Source organism: Pectobacterium versatile, assembly GCF_020166435.1.
Classification (GTDB): domain Bacteria; phylum Pseudomonadota; class Gammaproteobacteria; order Enterobacterales; family Enterobacteriaceae; genus Pectobacterium; species Pectobacterium versatile.
The window spans coordinates 54,787-72,611 of sequence record NZ_JAINZP010000009.1; the positions used below are offsets into that span (position 1 = coordinate 54,787).

General features: G+C 45.9%; 15 protein-coding genes and 1 pseudogene. 8 read left to right on the plus strand and 8 right to left on the minus strand.

Annotated elements, in window-relative coordinates:
* Window positions 1-21: 21 nt before the first annotated feature.
* The 3 genes from K7X24_RS12440 to aegA form a co-directional block, all read right to left on the minus strand.
* Window positions 22-765: a 4'-phosphopantetheinyl transferase family protein gene (locus K7X24_RS12440; protein ID WP_095701054.1), complete on the minus strand. Its 744-nt coding sequence runs from the start codon at window positions 763-765 to the stop codon at window positions 22-24.
* Between the two features lie 189 nt (window positions 766-954).
* Window positions 955-1,476: a 4Fe-4S dicluster domain-containing protein gene (locus K7X24_RS12445; protein ID WP_224555153.1), complete on the minus strand. Its 522-nt coding sequence runs from the start codon at window positions 1,474-1,476 to the stop codon at window positions 955-957.
* The gene (aegA, locus tag K7X24_RS12450) at window positions 1,473-3,497 is read right to left on the minus strand and encodes a formate-dependent uric acid utilization protein AegA (RefSeq protein WP_224555154.1); all 2,025 of its coding nucleotides are present in this window, start codon (window positions 3,495-3,497) and stop codon (window positions 1,473-1,475) included. Before aegA ends, K7X24_RS12445 begins: the two co-directional genes overlap by 4 nt.
* 431 nt (window positions 3,498-3,928) lie before the next feature.
* Between aegA and K7X24_RS12455 the strand changes: the two genes are divergently transcribed.
* The 3 genes from K7X24_RS12455 to K7X24_RS12465 are packed head-to-tail and all read left to right on the plus strand — an operon-like array spanning window position 3,929 to window position 5,634.
* Window positions 3,929-4,600, plus strand: a complete 672-nt coding sequence (locus K7X24_RS12455) for a CsgG/HfaB family protein (protein ID WP_224555155.1) — start codon at window positions 3,929-3,931, stop codon at window positions 4,598-4,600.
* Between the two features lie 18 nt (window positions 4,601-4,618).
* Window positions 4,619-4,978 carry a DUF4810 domain-containing protein gene (locus tag K7X24_RS12460; RefSeq protein WP_224555157.1) on the plus strand — a complete coding sequence of 120 codons (360 nt, stop codon included), beginning with the start codon at window positions 4,619-4,621 and terminating at the stop codon, window positions 4,976-4,978.
* Window positions 4,975-5,634: a DUF799 domain-containing protein gene (locus tag K7X24_RS12465; RefSeq protein WP_224555158.1), complete on the plus strand. Its 660-nt coding sequence runs from the start codon at window positions 4,975-4,977 to the stop codon at window positions 5,632-5,634. The genes K7X24_RS12460 and K7X24_RS12465 overlap by 4 nt, the downstream gene beginning before the upstream one ends.
* 123 nt (window positions 5,635-5,757) lie before the next feature.
* Here K7X24_RS12465 and K7X24_RS12470 read toward each other — a convergent pair whose 3' ends face one another.
* Complete coding sequence (locus K7X24_RS12470) at window positions 5,758-7,260, minus strand: MFS transporter (protein WP_224555159.1); 1,503 nt, start codon at window positions 7,258-7,260, stop codon at window positions 5,758-5,760.
* A gap of 103 nt (window positions 7,261-7,363) precedes the next feature.
* Between K7X24_RS12470 and K7X24_RS12475 the strand changes: the two genes are divergently transcribed.
* From K7X24_RS12475 to K7X24_RS12485, 3 genes are all read left to right on the plus strand, one after another.
* The gene (locus K7X24_RS12475) at window positions 7,364-7,921 is read left to right on the plus strand and encodes a TetR/AcrR family transcriptional regulator (RefSeq protein ID WP_224555160.1); all 558 of its coding nucleotides are present in this window, start codon (window positions 7,364-7,366) and stop codon (window positions 7,919-7,921) included.
* A 649-nt stretch (window positions 7,922-8,570) separates the two neighbouring features.
* Window positions 8,571-10,745 carry a hypothetical protein gene (locus tag K7X24_RS12480; RefSeq protein WP_224555161.1) on the plus strand — a complete coding sequence of 725 codons (2,175 nt, stop codon included), beginning with the start codon at window positions 8,571-8,573 and terminating at the stop codon, window positions 10,743-10,745.
* A 435-nt stretch (window positions 10,746-11,180) separates the two neighbouring features.
* Window positions 11,181-12,506 carry a metallophosphoesterase family protein gene (locus K7X24_RS12485; RefSeq protein WP_224555162.1) on the plus strand — a complete coding sequence of 442 codons (1,326 nt, stop codon included), beginning with the start codon at window positions 11,181-11,183 and terminating at the stop codon, window positions 12,504-12,506.
* A gap of 311 nt (window positions 12,507-12,817) precedes the next feature.
* Here the strand turns inward: K7X24_RS12485 and K7X24_RS12490 are convergent, their stop codons facing one another.
* Window positions 12,818-13,210 (minus strand): winged helix-turn-helix transcriptional regulator, encoded by a 393-nt coding sequence (locus tag K7X24_RS12490; RefSeq protein ID WP_224555163.1) that lies wholly within the window; start codon window positions 13,208-13,210, stop codon window positions 12,818-12,820.
* A gap of 114 nt (window positions 13,211-13,324) precedes the next feature.
* Here K7X24_RS12490 and K7X24_RS12495 point away from each other — a divergent pair, with 114 nt between their 5' ends.
* Together K7X24_RS12495 and K7X24_RS12500 are read left to right on the plus strand one after the other, a co-directional pair.
* Window positions 13,325-14,179, plus strand: a complete 855-nt coding sequence (locus K7X24_RS12495; RefSeq protein ID WP_224555164.1) for an SDR family oxidoreductase — start codon at window positions 13,325-13,327, stop codon at window positions 14,177-14,179.
* 7 nt (window positions 14,180-14,186) lie between these two features.
* Window positions 14,187-14,597 (plus strand): annotated as a pseudogene (locus K7X24_RS12500) (transposase); the annotation flags it as partial.
* A 599-nt stretch (window positions 14,598-15,196) separates the two neighbouring features.
* Here K7X24_RS12500 and K7X24_RS12505 read toward each other — a convergent pair.
* The 3 genes from K7X24_RS12505 to K7X24_RS12515 all read right to left on the minus strand — a co-directional run bounded on the left by K7X24_RS12505 (window position 15,197) and on the right by K7X24_RS12515 (window position 17,796).
* Window positions 15,197-16,102, minus strand: coding sequence for a hypothetical protein (locus K7X24_RS12505; RefSeq protein ID WP_224555165.1), 906 nt, complete (start codon window positions 16,100-16,102; stop codon window positions 15,197-15,199).
* Between the two features lie 102 nt (window positions 16,103-16,204).
* A complete protein-coding gene (locus K7X24_RS12510; RefSeq protein ID WP_224555166.1) occupies window positions 16,205-16,468 on the minus strand; it encodes a hypothetical protein in 264 nt (87 codons plus the stop codon).
* Between the two features lie 434 nt (window positions 16,469-16,902).
* Window positions 16,903-17,796 carry a hypothetical protein gene (locus K7X24_RS12515; protein ID WP_224555167.1) on the minus strand — a complete coding sequence of 298 codons (894 nt, stop codon included), beginning with the start codon at window positions 17,794-17,796 and terminating at the stop codon, window positions 16,903-16,905.
* Between the last annotated feature and the right edge of the window lie 29 nt (window positions 17,797-17,825).

The window sequence follows — 17,825 nt, forward strand, 5'->3', positions numbered from 1 at the left end:
AGCCTGCGACAAGGCGGCTGGCTACTGTGAGGCGGTAGAGGTGGCTTTTTCTATCGTATGGCTGGTTAATTTCATATAGCGTAAAGACTGGCGCTGCTGCTGTAGTATTTCTCCCGACTTTCTCATGCCCGTTGCCGACGTGTATTTCCACATGATCAAGCGGTTAAGTGTGGGGATATGGGCACATGCCCAGGCAAGGTAATCATCAACATCACTCATCACTTCTACGGCGGGGGTGCAGGTTGAACGCAGCCTGCCAGAGGCGGGGTGGAGTTTCAGGTTATTGGGAGGATGGCTGTTCACGCCAGGGATCTTCATCAATGACTGGCGGATGGTGCATAGCTGCGTTGCTGCTTCCAGCGGATCGCGCTGTGCGTCGATCCACGCCTGTTCGGCCTGTGTCTGCGCCTGCATCTGTGGGACGACCTGATTCGTTGGCCTGACATGAACGATTTCGATATCCATACCGACGCTGCCTTCTTCGCTCAGGAGGATGGCGATAGTATTGCCTGCATAGCCGATGCTGAAATTGGGCATATTGGGATCGGCAAAATAAGGGCGTCCTTCAGGGGACACGAGTAGCGTAGGCAACAGCGGATAGCCGAAAAAATAGAACATCATCTCAGCCAGCAGCACTCGACTTTTCAGATAACGCTCGCGGCGTTTGGCTGAAAAACCCTGTGTTGATGAGATAAGCCTATCGGGCAGTCTTTGTAAGTCAGGAAGCGCTTCCGTGCTTGTCCACCTGACAAAATGGCAGGTCATTGTTCACTCCGTGATCGTGATAAAAGATGGGAACCTATCAGGCATTACCGATGCATATTATCAGACTAATATGTGATCTAAAGAAAAATCGATGGATAAATCGGCGATAATTATTAATTAGGCACACCGAATTTCCTGTACTGCGTGTTTTGTGGCGATCCTTCCCTGTCCGCCACCTTCCAGTCTGTTTTAATGGCTCGACCACCCCAGTGCGGAACGCCGCTGTTTTTCCAGCGTCTGTTTGCGCAACTCATCTGCTGTTACTAATCGCAGCGCCGATGTTGGACACACACTGACGCAGGAAGGGCTCTGGGCGACATCCACGCATAAATCACATTTGTGAACCTCGCTTTGCGTGAGGTGTGTTTTCCCTTCGTCATTCGATGCTTTTGTCACCACATTGATAGCCCCGAAAGGACAGGCGACGACGCAGCTTTTGCAGCCGATACAGCGGGACTGAATAACCTGAATGCTATCCCGATCGCGCACCAGCGCGTCATTCGGACATACGCTGGCACAGGGCGCGTTCTCACACTGGCGGCAAAGAACGGGGACGCTGACGCTGGCGCTTTTAACGACCTTCAGGCGGGGAAAGAAGTGAGAAGGCCGCAGTTGTGCGCTTTGACCACCGCTATGGGCTACCGCGCAGGCGATCTCACAGGTCCGGCAGCCGATACATTTTTCTGCTTCGGCGATAACAAATTGATTCATGAGCGGAGCTCCTCGCGGGTTGCGTTCATTTCGGGGCGCTGCGGGTGTGCGGGAATGGCTCCCGTGGCGGCAGTCAGCCCCATTGTCGCAATCATTCCCAATGCGGCTTTGCGCCCGTCAGCAATGGCGGTCACGACCAGATCGGCACCGCGAACGGCATCACCACCGGCAAAAATACGCGGATGGTTGGTCTGGCAAGGTATCTGACTATCAAGCGGGGCTGTGATGTATCCCCAGTTATCCAGACCGACGTCGGCGTCTTCCAGCCACGGCATGTTGTGTGACTGAAAGCCAAATGCGGTTATTACTGCGTCCGCGGGCTGCACGAATTCTGAATCAGGAATAGGGCGTGGGCGACGACGGCCGCTGGCGTCAGGCTCGCCCAGTTCGGTGCGAACCAGACTAATGCCGCATACTTCGCCCTGCTCATTGAGGCAGATTTTTTGTGGCTGAACGTTAAACAGGAATTCCACGCCTTCTTCGCGGGAGTTTTTCACCTCTTTTTTCGAGCCGGGCATATTGGCTTCATCACGACGATACGCGCAGGTGACGGATACTGCACCCTGCCGAACAGACGTGCGCAGGCAGTCCATCGCGGTATCCCCCCCGCCGAGCACCACGACGCGTTTGCCCGCCATCGAGATATAAGGTTCATCGTCTAATTCAGGTAGCCCCATGACGTGTTTGGTATTGGCGATCAGGAACGGAAGCGCATCGAAGACGCCGGGAGCCTCTTCATTATCAATGTTGGCTTTCATGGAGCGGTAGGTGCCTACGCCGAGGAAAACGGTGTCATAGTCGTCCAGCAACTGAGCCAGAGAAATATCTTTCCCCACTTCGGTATTCAGTTGGAATTCGATGCCCATGGCGCTGAACACTTCACGCCGATGAACCAGGACGTCTTTATCCAGCTTGAATGACGGAATCCCGAACGTGAGCAAGCCACCAATTTCCGGGTGACGATCGAACACCACGGCCTGCACACCGTTGCGGGCTAGCACATCGGCACAGGCTAGCCCAGCAGGACCAGCACCGACGATTGCCGCGCGTTTGCCACTGGGAACAACATGCGTCATATCGGGCGACCAGCCCATTTTTATCGCGGTATCGGTAATGTAACGCTCAACGTTACCGATGGTAATCGCACCATACTCCTTGCCCAGCGTACAGGCTCCTTCACATAACCGATCCTGCGGGCACACTCGGCCACAGATTTCCGGCAGGCTGCTGGTTTGGTGCGACAGTTCTACGGCTTCAAGAATGCGCCCCTGTTTGGCCAGACTCAGCAATTCGGGAATATTGTTATGCAGCGGGCAGGTCCACTCGCAGATCGCGCGTTTGCCGCAAGAAAGGCAGCGGCCAGCCTGATCTTCCGTCTGCTGCATGGAGAAACCATGATAGATTTCATCAAACGTGGAGGTTCTCTGGGTCAGCGGCTTTTTCTCGGCATCTCGACGCGGCCAGTTTTTTCTTTTGCTAAGCGGATGGGGTGTCAGCGTTTTCAGCACGGGCGTTTCACGCTGCCAGTGAGCGGAGGAACGCAGCGCCATCGCCTGCTGTTTTTCCTGACGGCGGGCCGCTAACGTTTGCTCGCTGACGAGCTGTAAGGCCTGGGTCGGACAGGCTTCTACACACGCTTGCCCTTCTGGACGATCGGCGCAGAGATCGCATTTATGGGCGACGGCGCTGTTGTCTACCGAGCTTGTTACCATGGACATTGCGCCAAACGGGCAAGCTAGTACACAGCTTTTGCAGCCGATGCACTTTTCCTGAACGAGCTGAATGCTATTGTCTTTTCTGATCAAGGCCTGCGTTGGACACACGCTGGCGCAGGGGGCATCTTCACAGTGACGGCAGGTCATGGCAGCCCGCAGCGTTGGCGTATTGAATGCCTTGATTCTGGGCTGAAACACCGCGGCGCTATCTGGATAGCGCTCGTCATTGTGTGAAATAACACAGGCAATTTCGCATGCATGGCACCCCATACAGTCTTGAGTACTGGCAATAACAAATCGGTTCATTACCTTTTCCCACTCTGGATCCCTCGATCGTGGTCTTTATCCTAATCGCTGGATAACACCCTGACTTTGATATAGAGCAGGTAAAAAGTCGGTTAATGTTAAATCTCACGCGTGTTACTAATAAAATTATTGAATTGTTTCAGTAGGTTGTAATGTTATGCGAAAGTAATGGTCTGGTTGAATATAACCTTGTTTTTTGTCTGGTTTACAGTGATTTATCTCGGGTAAAAATTCTGGTTTTCATTATTTTTGATGAAATAACTCGTTACTTTTACTTACGCCCCTCATAATGCTTGGCGCTATTTATATGCAGAAAAACACTGTTGCATCAAAACAATGTTGCAGCTAAATAACGTGTTTACGGCATTTTCATTATGAATCAATAACAGGGCGTTGCTCAGGTTAATGGATTGTCACTAAGGGATAGTGTTATGAATAAAAAAGTCATTCTTTGTTCTGTATTCATGTCAGCTGCGTTATTGAGCGGATGTGCCACAGAGTCTTCCCGTACCGTAGAAGCACAAAAAGTCACTTCTTACAGTACGCCTTATCAGGGTGTTCGCAGCCCGATTTCCGTCGGAAAATTTGAAAACCGCTCTAATTACATGAACGGTATTTTTTCTGATGGCGTTGACCGTTTAGGTAATCAATCCAAGACCATTCTTGTTAGCCATCTCCAGCAGAGCGGCCGCTTTAATGTGTTGGATCGTACCAACATGGAAGAGCTGAAAGCGGAAGCGAGTATTAAAGGGCAAACACAGACGTTGAAAGGCGCGAACTATGTTGTTACTGGCGATGTGACCGAGTTTGGTCGCAAAGAAGTGGGTGACCATCAGCTATGGGGCATCCTTGGTCGCGGTAAAACTCAGGTTGCTTACGCAAAAACCACGTTGAATGTGGTGAACGTACAAACGTCTGAAGTGGTGTATTCCGTACAGGGTGCGGGCGAGTACACCTTGTCGAACCGTGAAATTATCGGTTTTGGCGGCACGGCCAGCTATGACTCGACGCTGAACGGTAAAGTGCTGGATTTGGCTATTCGTGAAGCCGTCAATAATCTGGTTGCAGGAATTGAAAGCGGTGCCTGGCGTCCAGCGAACTAATGGAATAGGAGTATAACAATGTTTTCTTATAAGAAAGTTGCCCTGCTACTGGCAGCGGCGGTATTGGCTGGTTGTGCGTCCGCGCCGAAAACGATTTACAGCTGGGATAAATATCAGCCTGCACTTTATGATTATTACCAACAAGATAAAGTCGGCCCAGAGCAACAGATTCTTTCTCTGAATGAATCGATCGAAAAAGCGAAAGCCGAAAATAAACCTGTCCCGCCGGGACTTTATGCTCAACTTGGGTTGCTGTATGCCAATACTGGCCGTGATAGTGAAGCTCGCCAGCAGTTTGAAACTGAAAAAGCGAAATTCCCCGAATCAGCGCCTTTCATGGATTTCTTGTTGAGTAAAAATAAAGGGAATATTAAATGAATCGTTTCTTAGGATTATGTGGTCTGGTTTTTGCGCTGGCGCTGACTGGCTGCGCTAAACCCGTGCCTTATGATTACACGGCATTTAAGCAGAGCAAGCCTAAGTCCATTCTGGTATTGCCGCCGGTTAACCATTCCCCAGATGTGAAAGCGAGCTATAGCCTGCTTTCTCAGGTCACGTATCCGCTGGCGGAATCGGGATACTACGTATTGCCTGTCGCGGTTGTAGAAGAGACATTCAAGCAGAATGGTCTGGTGACGGCGTCGGATATTCATGCGCTGAATACGGCTAAGCTGCAGCAAATCTTTGGTGCCGATGCTGCGCTGTATTTGGACGTAAAAGAGTACGGCACGTCATACATCGTGATTAACAGTGAAACCCGCGTTTCTGCGGATGCTCGTCTGGTTGATCTGCGTACCGGAAAACTGCTGTGGAGCGGAAGCGCAACGGCATCCAGCAACGAGCAGCAATCAAGTTCTAACGGCGGCATTATTGGTATTCTGGTGCAGGCCGCAGTAAACCAGATAGCGGACACGATCTCTGATAAAGGCCACGATGTTGCGGGCGTGACCAGTGCGCGCCTGCTGGCGGCGGGTCATCCACGCGGTATACTGTACGGGCCTCGTTCACTGCAATACGGTAAAGAAACCGACTAAATTTCTAAGTAAGTACATCGTTACATTGCAGTACATTGTTATAGTGTAATACGTTGCTAAATCATCAACGCCGTTCGTTATTGAACGGCGTTTTTTATCGTCTTAACCGATGAGTCGGTGGTGCTATACATCAGTGGCTTGATGACGATGCTGTTTATTATGGCGCGTTGTCCAGACGAAGGCCGCGGTCAACAGCAGGAGCAGCGTGGCTGCGGCCAGCACAATGGAAAACCCCGAATCAAAGGCGGAATGTGCCTGTGCAGTAAGCACCTGCCGCATATTTTCCGGTAAGGATTCGGCAAAAATTAATGCCTCGTCCAGACTGTCATACGCGGTGTCTGGTGCGGCAAACCCAGCGGGTAGCATAAACGTTGCGGAATAAGCGAAAGACAGCAAACTGCCCATCAGCGTCACGCCCGTCGCGCCCCCTAATTCATAGGACACTTCTTCGATTGACGCCGCCATACCCGCTTTTGACGCTGGAGCAACCTGCATAATAGTGCTGGATGCGGCCGTCATGGTGGAGCCCACGCCTGCACCAATAACGGTTAGGCTGATGATTTGTATAATGGTAGGCGCATTGTGAAGCAGCAGATAGCTTCCCATTCCGAGCCCTGAAATCAACAGGCCAGCGGCTAGCATTGTCCCGCTATTCACGCGCGGCAGTATCTTTCCGGTTAACGGGCCAGAGATAAAGGACGCCAGTGATAGCGGTAGAATGAACAATCCCGCCTGTAGCGGAGACAGTCCGACGACTAACTGCAATCGCTGAGTGAAAGCCAGCTCCATTCCGATCAAAGCGGCGGCTGCCACGATAGCGGCAGCCACGGCCGCGCAGAAAGGCCGCAGGCGGAAGAGAGAGAAATCGACCAGGGGGTGCTTGCTGTTACGCTGACGCCGGACGAACAGGGTTATGAACGTCACGCCGATGAGCAGAGCGATTAGCGCATCTTCATAAGACGGAACCCGCTTGCCCAGTTCTTTGATGGCATAGGTTACACCAATCAAACCCACCATGATTAATAGAGAACCAATGAAGTCCCAGCGGTGTGAAGCATTGCCTGGCCGATGTGGAATCACGGTGGTTCCCATGATAAGAGCGAGCAGAACAACCGGTACGTTGATGAGGAAAACCGAGCCCCACCAGAAGTATTCAAGCAGTATCCCGCCCATCACAGGACCAAACGCTGCGCCGCCGGATGCCACCGCAGCCCAGATACCGATTGCCAGTGCGCGTTCCCGTTCATCAGTAAATGTCAGACGAATAATCGACAGTGTGGCGGGCATCATCATCGCGGCACCGACCGCTAGCAAAGCGCGAGCGGCAATAAGCATGCTGGGTGTGGGCGAATAAGCGGCAAATAATGACGCGGCACCAAAGACCACCAATCCAGAGATAAATAAAGGTTTATGACCCAGCTTATCGCCCAAAGTCCCCATTCCCAGCAGCAAGCCGGAGGCAACCAACGCGTAGATATTAACGATCCACAGCTTGTCCGATGCCGTAGCGTGCAAGTCGTGAGTCAGTGTTGGGAGTGCGGTGTACAGCACCGTCATGTCGATAACGATCAAGAACAGGGCGCTGGAAACAATGGCCAGAATCAGCCACTTCTTTGATGATTGCATAGCTGAATCTCTACCTTGATCATTCATTTTTCATCTGTTGGATAGCATTCTGATGATATAGAATTGTTTTTTAAATACAAACGTATTTTAAAAAGGAGAAGGCATGGGGCGTCATAAGAGCATTAATCGTATGTGTGTGTTGGATGCGGCAGAACAGATTGTCCGTACACAGGGGACAGCTTCATTGACGATCGATGCGGTCGCCAAGGCTGCGGGCGTGACAAAAGGCGGTATTCAATCGTGTTTCGGTACGAAAGATGAGCTGATTAACGCCATGTACCAGCGCTGGGAAGATGAGTTTGATGAGATGATGGTCGCGAGCATCGGTGCGGATAATAGCCGAGAAGCCAGAGTGCGAGCGCACGTTGACATCACTTATCGGACGGATGCCGCAGAAGGCGATCGGGCGGCGGGAATGATGGCTTCACTACTCAACGTGCCTGAAAATTTGGCTAAATCTAAAGAGTGGTATGCTCGTCAACTCGCCGATTTGGATATGAATTCACAGGAAGGGCGCAACGCACGATTGGCTTTCTTGGCTTCAGAGGGCGTATTCCTGCTGCGCTATTTTGGCTTTATGGCTGTCGATGATGAGACTTGGCAAGTGGTTTTCACCGATATTACCAGCTTACTTCCCACTGATATACCTTCTCAGTTTTAGCGCTTTCGCCGCTGGGAAGCATATTACTCGTTTGGCCGTTGTTCGCATGATTTTTGCAGCCGCCATGGATAATGAAGTTGTTAATCTCTGGCGAGATACTTTTCAGCAAAAACCGTAGCGCCTTTGAATTTAGTCTTATCGCTTAATGTTCTGATAAGCCTCAGGCTAGTGCCAATATGCATTTCAGCTTTTGGGTGATATTTGGCATAAGCCATAAGGGGGCTACCTCAAACGTCGTGGAAAAGCCATACTTGCTGATAAAGGATGCTCTTCACAATATTTATACCCTAAATAATTCGAGTGGCAGAAAGGCGGCAATAGCGTGAGTCCCCAAGAGCTTACTCAAGTAAGTGACTGGGGTGAGCGAGGACAACCAACGCACAAGCAGCTTGAAGTATGACGAGTATATGACGCGTTGATATGGTAAGGAGTAAAATCACTCTCTTCTTCTGAAAATAAGGATAAAGCAGAAGATGACAAGATATTAATGACCATCAAACTATACCAAGTGAGCAATGGTAATTAGTTATTTTTCATATGTCATAAGTAGTGATATTTTTAACGTTCTGTAAAATGATAAAAGTACGCGTCCTATGGGCGACCTTTGTATTTACAGAGGTTCATTATTTTTTCTTAGTAAGGAATTTATATGACTCGAATTATTCGTCGATTTATACTACAACTGCTTGCTATTTTTATTTTTTTAATCAGTACCCTCTGTTACGCAGATAATCTTACCGTTAATATTACGCACAAGATTGCAGACTCCGAAAAATGTATGGACCTTTTCTCCGATCAAAAAACCATTGTGTTTAACGACTGTCATAATACTAATTCTCAAAAATGGCGCATTGAGACAGCAATTGGTAAATACAGCACAATTAAAAATAGCACGCTGCCGGAAAATATCTGTTTGTTCTCTACGACAAATGGAAATACAATTGAAATGCGAGAGTGTAGCAGTGGAACCTATGATTCACAGACTTACTGGGAGTTAATTACTACGGACAAAAAACAGTATTCACTACGTAGTAAAGTTCAGGTGGATTACGGAAGAAGCGGTTGGCTATCACTCAATGATAATAAACTCACTTTAAATGTTGATAGTACTCCTACTGGGAAATGGCATTTCATTGACACAACTGTAAGGCAAACCACCGCCATTATGAACAGAATAGTTGGTTTGGATCAGTGCATGGATCTTGGTTCTGATAAGAAAAAGATTGCGTTTAATGTATGCAATGGTGTGAGCTCTCAGCAATGGGTGGTTGAGACAGTTGACGGTTATAACACCATCAAAAACAGTACACTTGATGATAATATCTGCCTCTTTAGTACCACGAATGGAAACGCGGTCGAAATGCGTCAATGCAATAGTGGTACCTATAGTTCCCAGACTTACTGGTCTATAGCCACCAGAACACACAAACAATATTCGATAATTAGCAAGGTACAGAAGGATTATGGAAGAAATGGTGAACTTTCTGTCAATAATGATCATGTTCTCACGCTGAACAATGCGACAGCATCTGTAGGAAACTGGAGCTTTAGTCAATATGAGCCTCTGAGGAGAAGCATGAAAGGTACCTTAAATGTATTGTTATTGAATACACATTTTACGGGTATATCTCAGAGACCAACTAATGAAATCAGGAAAGCGCTTTTTGGCGGTAATGGACAATATTCATCGCTGAGTGAATATCTGGCTCTGGCTTCTCGTGGCACGTTGATAATTAAGGAAGGTAAGACTATCGATAATCTTGATATCGGCAACCCTGGTGACTCATGTAACAGCAGAGCTTATAGAGACAAGGCAATTGAGCTGGCTAAGGCACAGGGTATTAATCCTGATAATTACGACCTTATTTATGTTGAACACACCTATAACAGCAAGTGTAGCTACGCTGCTAATGCAATTCTTCCATCAAAATTTACCACACCAGGAAGATATATTGTTTCCAATGCCAGTGGTCATAAGTACTGGATGTGGACACATGAATTTGGTCATACACTGGGTTTCAAACACTCTAATATTTTGGCCGACTGTTCTACCATCTCAACAGGTGTGATAATTGATGATTACTGTCAGATCAGCGGAAAAGATGGCGGAAGTAATGACATATCTGACACCATGGGGGGAGGCGGTGGAAGGATGTATCCTGTCAATTATATGCATGAGGCGGGGTGGTTAACTGACGAACAATTTCCGGTTGTGGGTAACGGCACCTATAAAATTGATCCACTGCTTGATGATAAAGGGGGAAAACAGGGAATACGTATAGCGCGTAACAACCCCAATTTTCCCTATCTGACGCTAGAGTTTCGTCAGGCAAACCGATTTGACAGCAGTTGGGCAGCGAACTCTCCGTTTATTAATGGGATTATAGTTAGAGAAATTAATCCTCAACCGCGATTAAGTTATAATGTTATTATTCATACCATTCCAGGCAGTAGTGATCGTAGTACTCCTCCTTTAATGCCTGGAAAAACTCTGTATGATACTTACTCAGGTAAAGCGATAAAAGTTGACTCTATTGGGAGTAATGGCGCTATTGTCACAATCTCAGATTATATATCTCTGAGAGCTAATCCAGAATGGTCTGAATCCATTATGTACACTGCCATATGCCAAAAAATTGCCTATGCTGGGGATACGTGGGTTAATGGCTGGGGGATCATAGGTACAATACCTGGCTCAGACGGGGAATGGGGTGTATGGCGTAAAACAAGCAGCGACAATGTGTTTGATTACTGTAAGCCCGAGATTAACCCAGAAAGTGATATGATGAGTGCGAACAGCACCGATCTACAAAGTCATAAATAAATTGATGACAGCTTTAAAAAACAAAAAACGCTAATTTAATAGAACATTATATGTCTTTCAGGGGGCATTATTTGAATGTCCCCTCTGTTATATCGAATAAATCTTGTTCTGATGGCGTCCGTCGTACTAGGACAAGCATTTGTTTTTATTAATAGTCTTGTATATCCATCATGCTTAAAATTGAATGTGCGTTGATTGCGCTCACTCACCTGAATCATTTAGAGTATAGACTGTAGATTGAATTATTTTTCATTAACTACGATTGCCACTTATCCTAATGGATAGATTATCTAAAAGAAAAAATTTAATTTTATGTCTGATTGATGATTTTAAAAAAAACCAACCTAATCTCTAGTGAAATTATATTTCCACTTTGAGATGACTACATCCATATAAATTTATGTGTGACTTCTTCTTAAGAAGAGAGGGGTAATCATGATTATTGGTATTATTAGTGATATTCATCAAAATTCAGATGATGACAAAAAGGTGTTAGCCACGTCAGTAACAAACATTGTGAACGCCGGTGCAACTGGATTAGTAATGGCGGGAGATATTGGAGATTATCATCGAGATAGAAAAGGTGCATTCTCAACGATAAGTGAGAAATTCCCTAAAAATTATCACGCTAACCTAATGTTGATGTTGGGAAATCATGATGTTCGTTCCGGCGCTAAACCTGGTGGAGTATTAGATCCAGATTTGGTTGAACTATATCATTCATACCTTAATGATTTTGGTGTTAAATATTATAAAGACACTATGTGTATAGACGCTTGGATTGGTGGTTATCACTTTTTGTGTTTGAATACAGATGTTGGTCTCAAGGATAAAATGGAGCTGAATGAAAAATCTCTATCTTGGTTGAATGATAAATTAGCCGAAAACGCTAATATTAATAATCCTATTTTTGTCATAACACATCAAGCATTCAATTCATCGCATTGGCGAGCTGGGCTATTTGGTGGCTTTGGTGATCAAGACGAAGAACTGAAAGCTTTGTTTTTAGAGTACCCTCAAATAATAATGCTGAGTGGGCATATTCATAATGGTTTTGGTGTTATAGAGTTTATCCAAAGACCTTTTGGAACACTGATTGAAATACCTAGCTTAACTAAAGGTGAGAATGGTATAAAGGATAAAGGTACCGGATATCTATTAAAAATAGATGATAAAAAATTAGCGTTTGAAGCATGGGATTTTTATAAAAACATCCGATTGCAGAAATTCGATCAGACGCTATATTTGCCATCACTCTCAGTGTTGACTAAGAAATTACCAGATTACGATGAGGGGGTGGGTAAAGAATTGCGTGAAGAAGCAGCAGTATTAATGAGTAAGAAGTATATTAATGATATTCCTAGTGGTAATAATACTTATTTACCTCAAAGCCATTATGGATTAGATAAAATTTATGGAGAAGATACTTGGAATAAAATAAATATCCTAAGAGATAAATTAATTAATTTCACAGATAAAATTATATATTACAAATTTCCTTTTAGTAACGGTGAAACGATAACAGAAAAAATGATAAAAGAAGCACTTGATAAACATGACAACATTGAAATTATTTTGTATGATGGACATTGGGCTCGAGATATATACATGCCAAACGTTCAAAAAATTAATCAAGTGGTCAGAATTTCTTCCAATGCTACTTTTAATACGACCATAACCACATCCAATGATTCAATTCTTCTTGAAAGGAATCGTACAATAATTTTTTCATCGAAAGGATTTTGGGATATAAAGAACTAAGTTAAATGATTTAATTTTTGTTTAAAAAATAAAACAAATCGGCTTAGATGAATCATCAATCCAGCTCCAGAGCAACAGACTGAAAAATCCAGTTCGTTACCCTGGGGTTCTCTAGCCCACAAACAACGGACGCAACCCTGAGTGAAGGTTTTCGTGGATCGATATGGTTTTTAAAAGAGTTCAGCTGGCTGCCATCCGCTATGAGGAGACTGCTAGAAATTATCTTTCAATGATGAAATTAGGCTGCATACGTTTTTTCTCATAAGATGATATAATTCAATGGCTTATATTAGCGTAGTCATGGGCTTGTACTATTCGCCTGATTGTTGTGCCGCCAGAATCTCGCCCAGATTCCCTTCTACCCATATCGCCAGTTCTTTTACCCGCTCGCCAACCTCTTTGCCTAATGGGGTGAGGCTATACTCAACATGTGGCGGGACAACCGGATAGGCCGTTCGTAGGACAAAACCGTCATTTTCCAGCCATTGTAGGGTCTGCGCCAACATACGCTCACTCACGCCGCCAATCCGTCGACGCAGCTGACTGAAGCGATGCGTATCATCAAGTAATGCGATCAAAATCAGCACCCCCCAGCGACTGGTAACGTGGTTAAGTATCTGGCGAGACGGGCATTTATCAGCAAAGACATTCCCATCTGGCTGAATTGGGAGCAATAAATCTATGGGTGTTTTGGATTGACTCACTATACTTACCTTTATGTATGTACTTACTTAAAGTTAGCTTTGCCGATATTATGCCAGCCAGTTCTTGTTAACAAAAGACGGTTAATAAAAGACAGTCAATAAAAGGAGCTTGAGATGATTGCGATTACTGGTGCATCCGGCCAACTGGGCCGTTTGGTTATCAAACAACTGTTAGGGAAGGTACCGGCGAACGACATCGTGGCGCTGGTGCGTGATGTGAATAAGGTTACCGATCTGTCTGCACTCGGTGTGCAGGTGAAAGCGGCGGATTACAATCAGCCTGAGGCGCTGGCTTCTGCCCTGCAAGGTGTGGATAAAGTGCTGCTGATCTCTTCAAGTGAGGTTGGTCAACGTGCACTACAACACCGCAACGTCATAGAGGCGGCGGTGAAAGCTGAAGTTAAACTGATCGCGTACACCAGCCTGTTGCATGCTGATAAATCGCCTCTGGCGCTGGCGGCAGAACATCAGCAGACAGAAGCATTGCTGAAGGACTCTGGTTTACCGCATGTTCTACTGCGCAATGGCTGGTATACCGAAAACTACGCGGCCAGCATCTCTGCTGCGCTGGAACACGGTGTATTTATCGGTAGCGCAGGTGAAGGGAGAATTGCTTCTGCAACCCGCGAAGACTTCGCTGCCGCTGCGGTAGCGGGGCTGACGCAGGAAGGGCAAGCTGGCAAGGTTTATGAACTGGCTGGTGATGAACCTTATACGCTGGCAGAACTGGCGGCAGAAATTAGCAAACAGTCTGGAAAAAATATCGGTTATCAACATCTGTCTGAAGCAGCGTTCACCGCAGCGTTGGTTTCCGCTGGGCTACCTGATGTTTTTGCGCAGATTATTGCTGATTCAGATATCGGGGCATCCAAAGGCGGTTTGTTTGATGGTGGTAAACAGCTGAGCCGCCTGATTGGTCGTCCAACGACGCCGCTGTCAGCTGTAGTGAAAGCGACGCTGAAAAATTAATACCTAGATTAACACAGTGTATCCGGAAGCGCGGACCCAGCTATGCATCGTCCATATGGTACGTAACAGTCTGCGGTTCGTCTCCTGGAAGGACAACAAAGCAGTCACTCGTGACATGAAGGCCCTCTATCAGACTCCGACGGAAGAGGTAGCGTTGCAGGCTCTGGATGCATTCTCCGGCACATGGGACAGCCGCAAAGTCATCTATACAACCACGCTATCGAGTCACTGAACAGCGTGATCCGGCATGCAATCAAGAAACAGGAAGGTATTCCCGACGGACGAGTCAGTGAAAAAAGTCGTGTGGCTGGCAATCCAGGCGGCCTCGCAAAAATGGACGATGCCGCTGAGGGACTGGCGAATGGCAGTGAGCTGTTTTATTATCGAGTTCGGTGATCTTCTGGGCGGTAACTTCTGAGAAAAGGCAATTTACACAGAATCGTGTACAGGGTCCCTTTTGAAGGCGTGAGGTAAATCGGGTCATCTCTGAAGTAATTTGTTGGTTCGGGCTTAATATTTTCCCGTGGGTTACGCCATAACCCCAACCCACGGCCATATTGCATAAATTTATCGTGTTCCACTCAACCAACTCCATTTGGTTTCATCGTAACTGAATTGTGTATAGCACAAGGCGGGATCACTCCCGCCTCGTTTCTGTTTACCTTATCTACTGCTAATTACTCACCGCTTTTTATTCACAGTATTGGCGCAGCGAGTCCTGCTTTCCCGGCAGCAACCATTGGTAACGGTTTGGCTTACCCCAACTACCTAACCTTTTTGAAAATGATCAGAATCAGAGCCACGCAGATGGGAAAAGCGATGAACGCAGCTAAATACACCGAATTAGTATGTTCCTGCATAATCTCCAGGCTAGCTCTGTGATATTCAACAGATATAATTTTTTCTGAAAAATACATAATATCCTTATCAAAAGAAATCGCACCAACCCCCCCTACGAGTAGATAATAAAATAGAGAGACAAGGGCAATACTGACCCATCGAATAAATACCTTGCACTTACTTGTTAACATCATGCATCCCGTCTAATAACCCACCGATAGTACCACCAGAATAAGGCGACATCCTGCCAACACCCGAGGCAATTTCAGAAACGCCTCTATTTACAACCATCTCAAGATTTTTTTCACTTATCGGCGTGTAGTTATCGGTATTCGGGTACTGCTTCCTAAATTCATTGGTCATATCAACAACAAGCATCGATGATTCAGCGCTTTTTCGTTCTAAATACCGCTGTAGCGATACCGGCACGGCAAAATCTTCTTCGTAATCAATTCGCATCTGAGAGTGAGTGGTATATCCTCCCTCAAATACTTGTGATCCCGCTATCTTTACGCCTTTTGTTGCATGAGTTGTACAATTCACGCCCGTAACATCATATTGATCAATTGTGTGACCATTCCTTTTGGTACGATCCCTCATAGATGGAGTTTCTTTTGCCTTTCCTCCTGAACGCCACAACTTTTCAAAATACATTCTTGCAATTGCAGGGTCCGCATCTGTAATGACGAATGCCTTCGCTTCCATCTTGTACAGCTCTTCTCGGTAATATGTTCTGGCATCTTCAAACTGCAAAAAATTTAAGATGCCATCACCCACAGCCCCGATAACACCAGATCGTCTACCAAAGCGGCCATAGGTAAAAACAGAAGCATTATTACCCTCATGCACAGAGACAAAAGCGTGACCTGTACCCTTAATTTCTGTCCAGATAAATACACCGTTCTCTAACGGGTTATTTTCTTTTTTGCACTCTTGAATTTGATTAACCCATTCCCCTTTTGAGGATGTGAGGTAAGTCGGGTCATCTCTGAAGTAATTTGTTGGTTCGGGCTTAATATTTTCCCGTGGGTTACGCCATAACCCCAACCCACGGCCATATTGCATAAATTTATCGTGCTCCACTCAACCAACTCCATTTAGTTTCATCATCACTGAATTGTGTATAGCACAAGCCTCGTTTATCTCATTCCACACATAACACTCAGTTCCGTTTGCTTACCACAACTATCTAACCTTTTTGAAAATGATGAGAATCAGCGCCACGCAGATGGGGAAACCAATTAAAGCAACCTCAAGAATATTATCTGTGGCCTTATAAATATTTTCTATAACGGCCTCATGATATTCGATAGTAACCACCTTACCCAGTGGCATGTCCCCTTTATTATCTAACGGAAAAATAGCAAGAAAGAGCCACAGATAATATGCAAAAGATACTAAGGCTATACCTCCCCAGCGCATAACCGTCTTACATTCACTTGTTAACATCATGCATCCTTTCTAATAACCCACCAACAGTACCACCAGAATAAGGGTAAAGCTTATTGTATACACGACTCCGTTCAGTCCGACCACCGCGCCTGTTTCGGTCACTGCCGACTTGAATCCAACCCACAAAAACGCCACGGCCAGCAACCATTGGTAACGGTTTGGCTTACCGCAACTACCTAACCTTTTTGAAAATGATCAGAATCAGGCTCATACAGATGGGGAAACCAATTAATACAGCTGAATACATGGAATCCATAGACTCTCGCATATCAGCTAATATCGCAAAATGGTATTCAACTGGCACTGTTTTATCAGATAAAAAAACCATTCTTTCCTTATCTTGAACATGTCCAAAAGAAAAAAGAGCAATACTTATCAAATAAAAAAAAGAGACAAGGAAGATACTGAACCATCGAATAAACGTCTTGCATTTACTTGTTAACATCATGCATCCCTTCTAATAACCCACCAACAGTACCACCAGAATAAGGTGATATTTTACCTATACCAGAAACAACCTCGGAGACGACCCTTAACGCGGTATCTTCGCTTATCGGTGTGTAGTTATCGGTATTCGGGTACTGCTTTCTAAACTCATTGGTCATATCAACAACAAGCATGGATGACTCACCGCTTTTTCGTTCTAAATACCGCTGTAGCGATACCGGCACGGCAAAATCTTCTTCGTAATTAATCCGTATCTGAGTGTGAGTGGTATATCCTCCCTCAAATACTTGTGATCCCGCTATCTTCACGCCCTTTTTTGTATGAGTTGTACAGTTAACCCCTGTCACATCATATTGATCGACTGTACGGCCATTTCTTTTAGTGCTTTCTCCCATCTTGATTGTTTCTTTCACTTTGCCCCCTGAGCGCCATAGCTTTTCAAAGTACAATCGAGCAATCGTAGGATCCGCATCTGTAATAAGAAAAACCTTAGCTTCTGTTTGGTACAGCTCTTCTCGGTAATATGTTCTCGCCTCTTCAAACCGCAAAAAGTTTAAGATGCCATCACCGACAGTCCCGCCAGCACCAGACCGTCTACCAAAGCGACCATAAGTGAAAACAGAAGCATTATTATCCTCATGCACAGAGACAAAGGCGTGACCTGTACCCTTAATTTCTGTCCAGATAAATACACCGTTCTCTAACGGGTTATTTTCTTTTTTGCACTCTTGGACATGATTAACCCATTCCCCTTTTGAAGGCGTGAGGTAAATCGGGTCATCCCTGAAGTAATTTGTTGGTTCGGGCTTAATATTTTCCCGTGGGTTACGCCACAGCCCTAACCCGCGGCCGTACTGCATAAATTTATCGTGCTCCACTCAACCAACTCCATTTGGTTTCATCATCA

Coding starts and splice junctions, on each gene's coding strand:
- K7X24_RS12455 (WP_224555155.1), top strand. CDS start 3,929: ATGAATAAAAAAGTCATTCTTTGTTCTGTATTCATGTCAGCTGCGTTA.
- K7X24_RS12480 (WP_224555161.1), top strand. CDS start 8,571: ATGACTCGAATTATTCGTCGATTTATACTACAACTGCTTGCTATTTTT.
- K7X24_RS12510 (WP_224555166.1), bottom strand. CDS start 16,468: ATGTTAACAAGTGAATGTAAGACGGTTATGCGCTGGGGAGGTATAGCC.
- K7X24_RS12470 (WP_224555159.1), bottom strand. CDS start 7,260: ATGCAATCATCAAAGAAGTGGCTGATTCTGGCCATTGTTTCCAGCGCC.
- K7X24_RS12440 (WP_095701054.1), bottom strand. CDS start 765: ATGACCTGCCATTTTGTCAGGTGGACAAGCACGGAAGCGCTTCCTGAC.
- K7X24_RS12475 (WP_224555160.1), top strand. CDS start 7,364: ATGGGGCGTCATAAGAGCATTAATCGTATGTGTGTGTTGGATGCGGCA.
- K7X24_RS12465 (WP_224555158.1), top strand. CDS start 4,975: ATGAATCGTTTCTTAGGATTATGTGGTCTGGTTTTTGCGCTGGCGCTG.
- K7X24_RS12460 (WP_224555157.1), top strand. CDS start 4,619: ATGTTTTCTTATAAGAAAGTTGCCCTGCTACTGGCAGCGGCGGTATTG.
- K7X24_RS12495 (WP_224555164.1), top strand. CDS start 13,325: ATGATTGCGATTACTGGTGCATCCGGCCAACTGGGCCGTTTGGTTATC.
- K7X24_RS12485 (WP_224555162.1), top strand. CDS start 11,181: ATGATTATTGGTATTATTAGTGATATTCATCAAAATTCAGATGATGAC.
- K7X24_RS12445 (WP_224555153.1), bottom strand. CDS start 1,476: ATGAATCAATTTGTTATCGCCGAAGCAGAAAAATGTATCGGCTGCCGG.
- aegA (WP_224555154.1), bottom strand. CDS start 3,497: ATGAACCGATTTGTTATTGCCAGTACTCAAGACTGTATGGGGTGCCAT.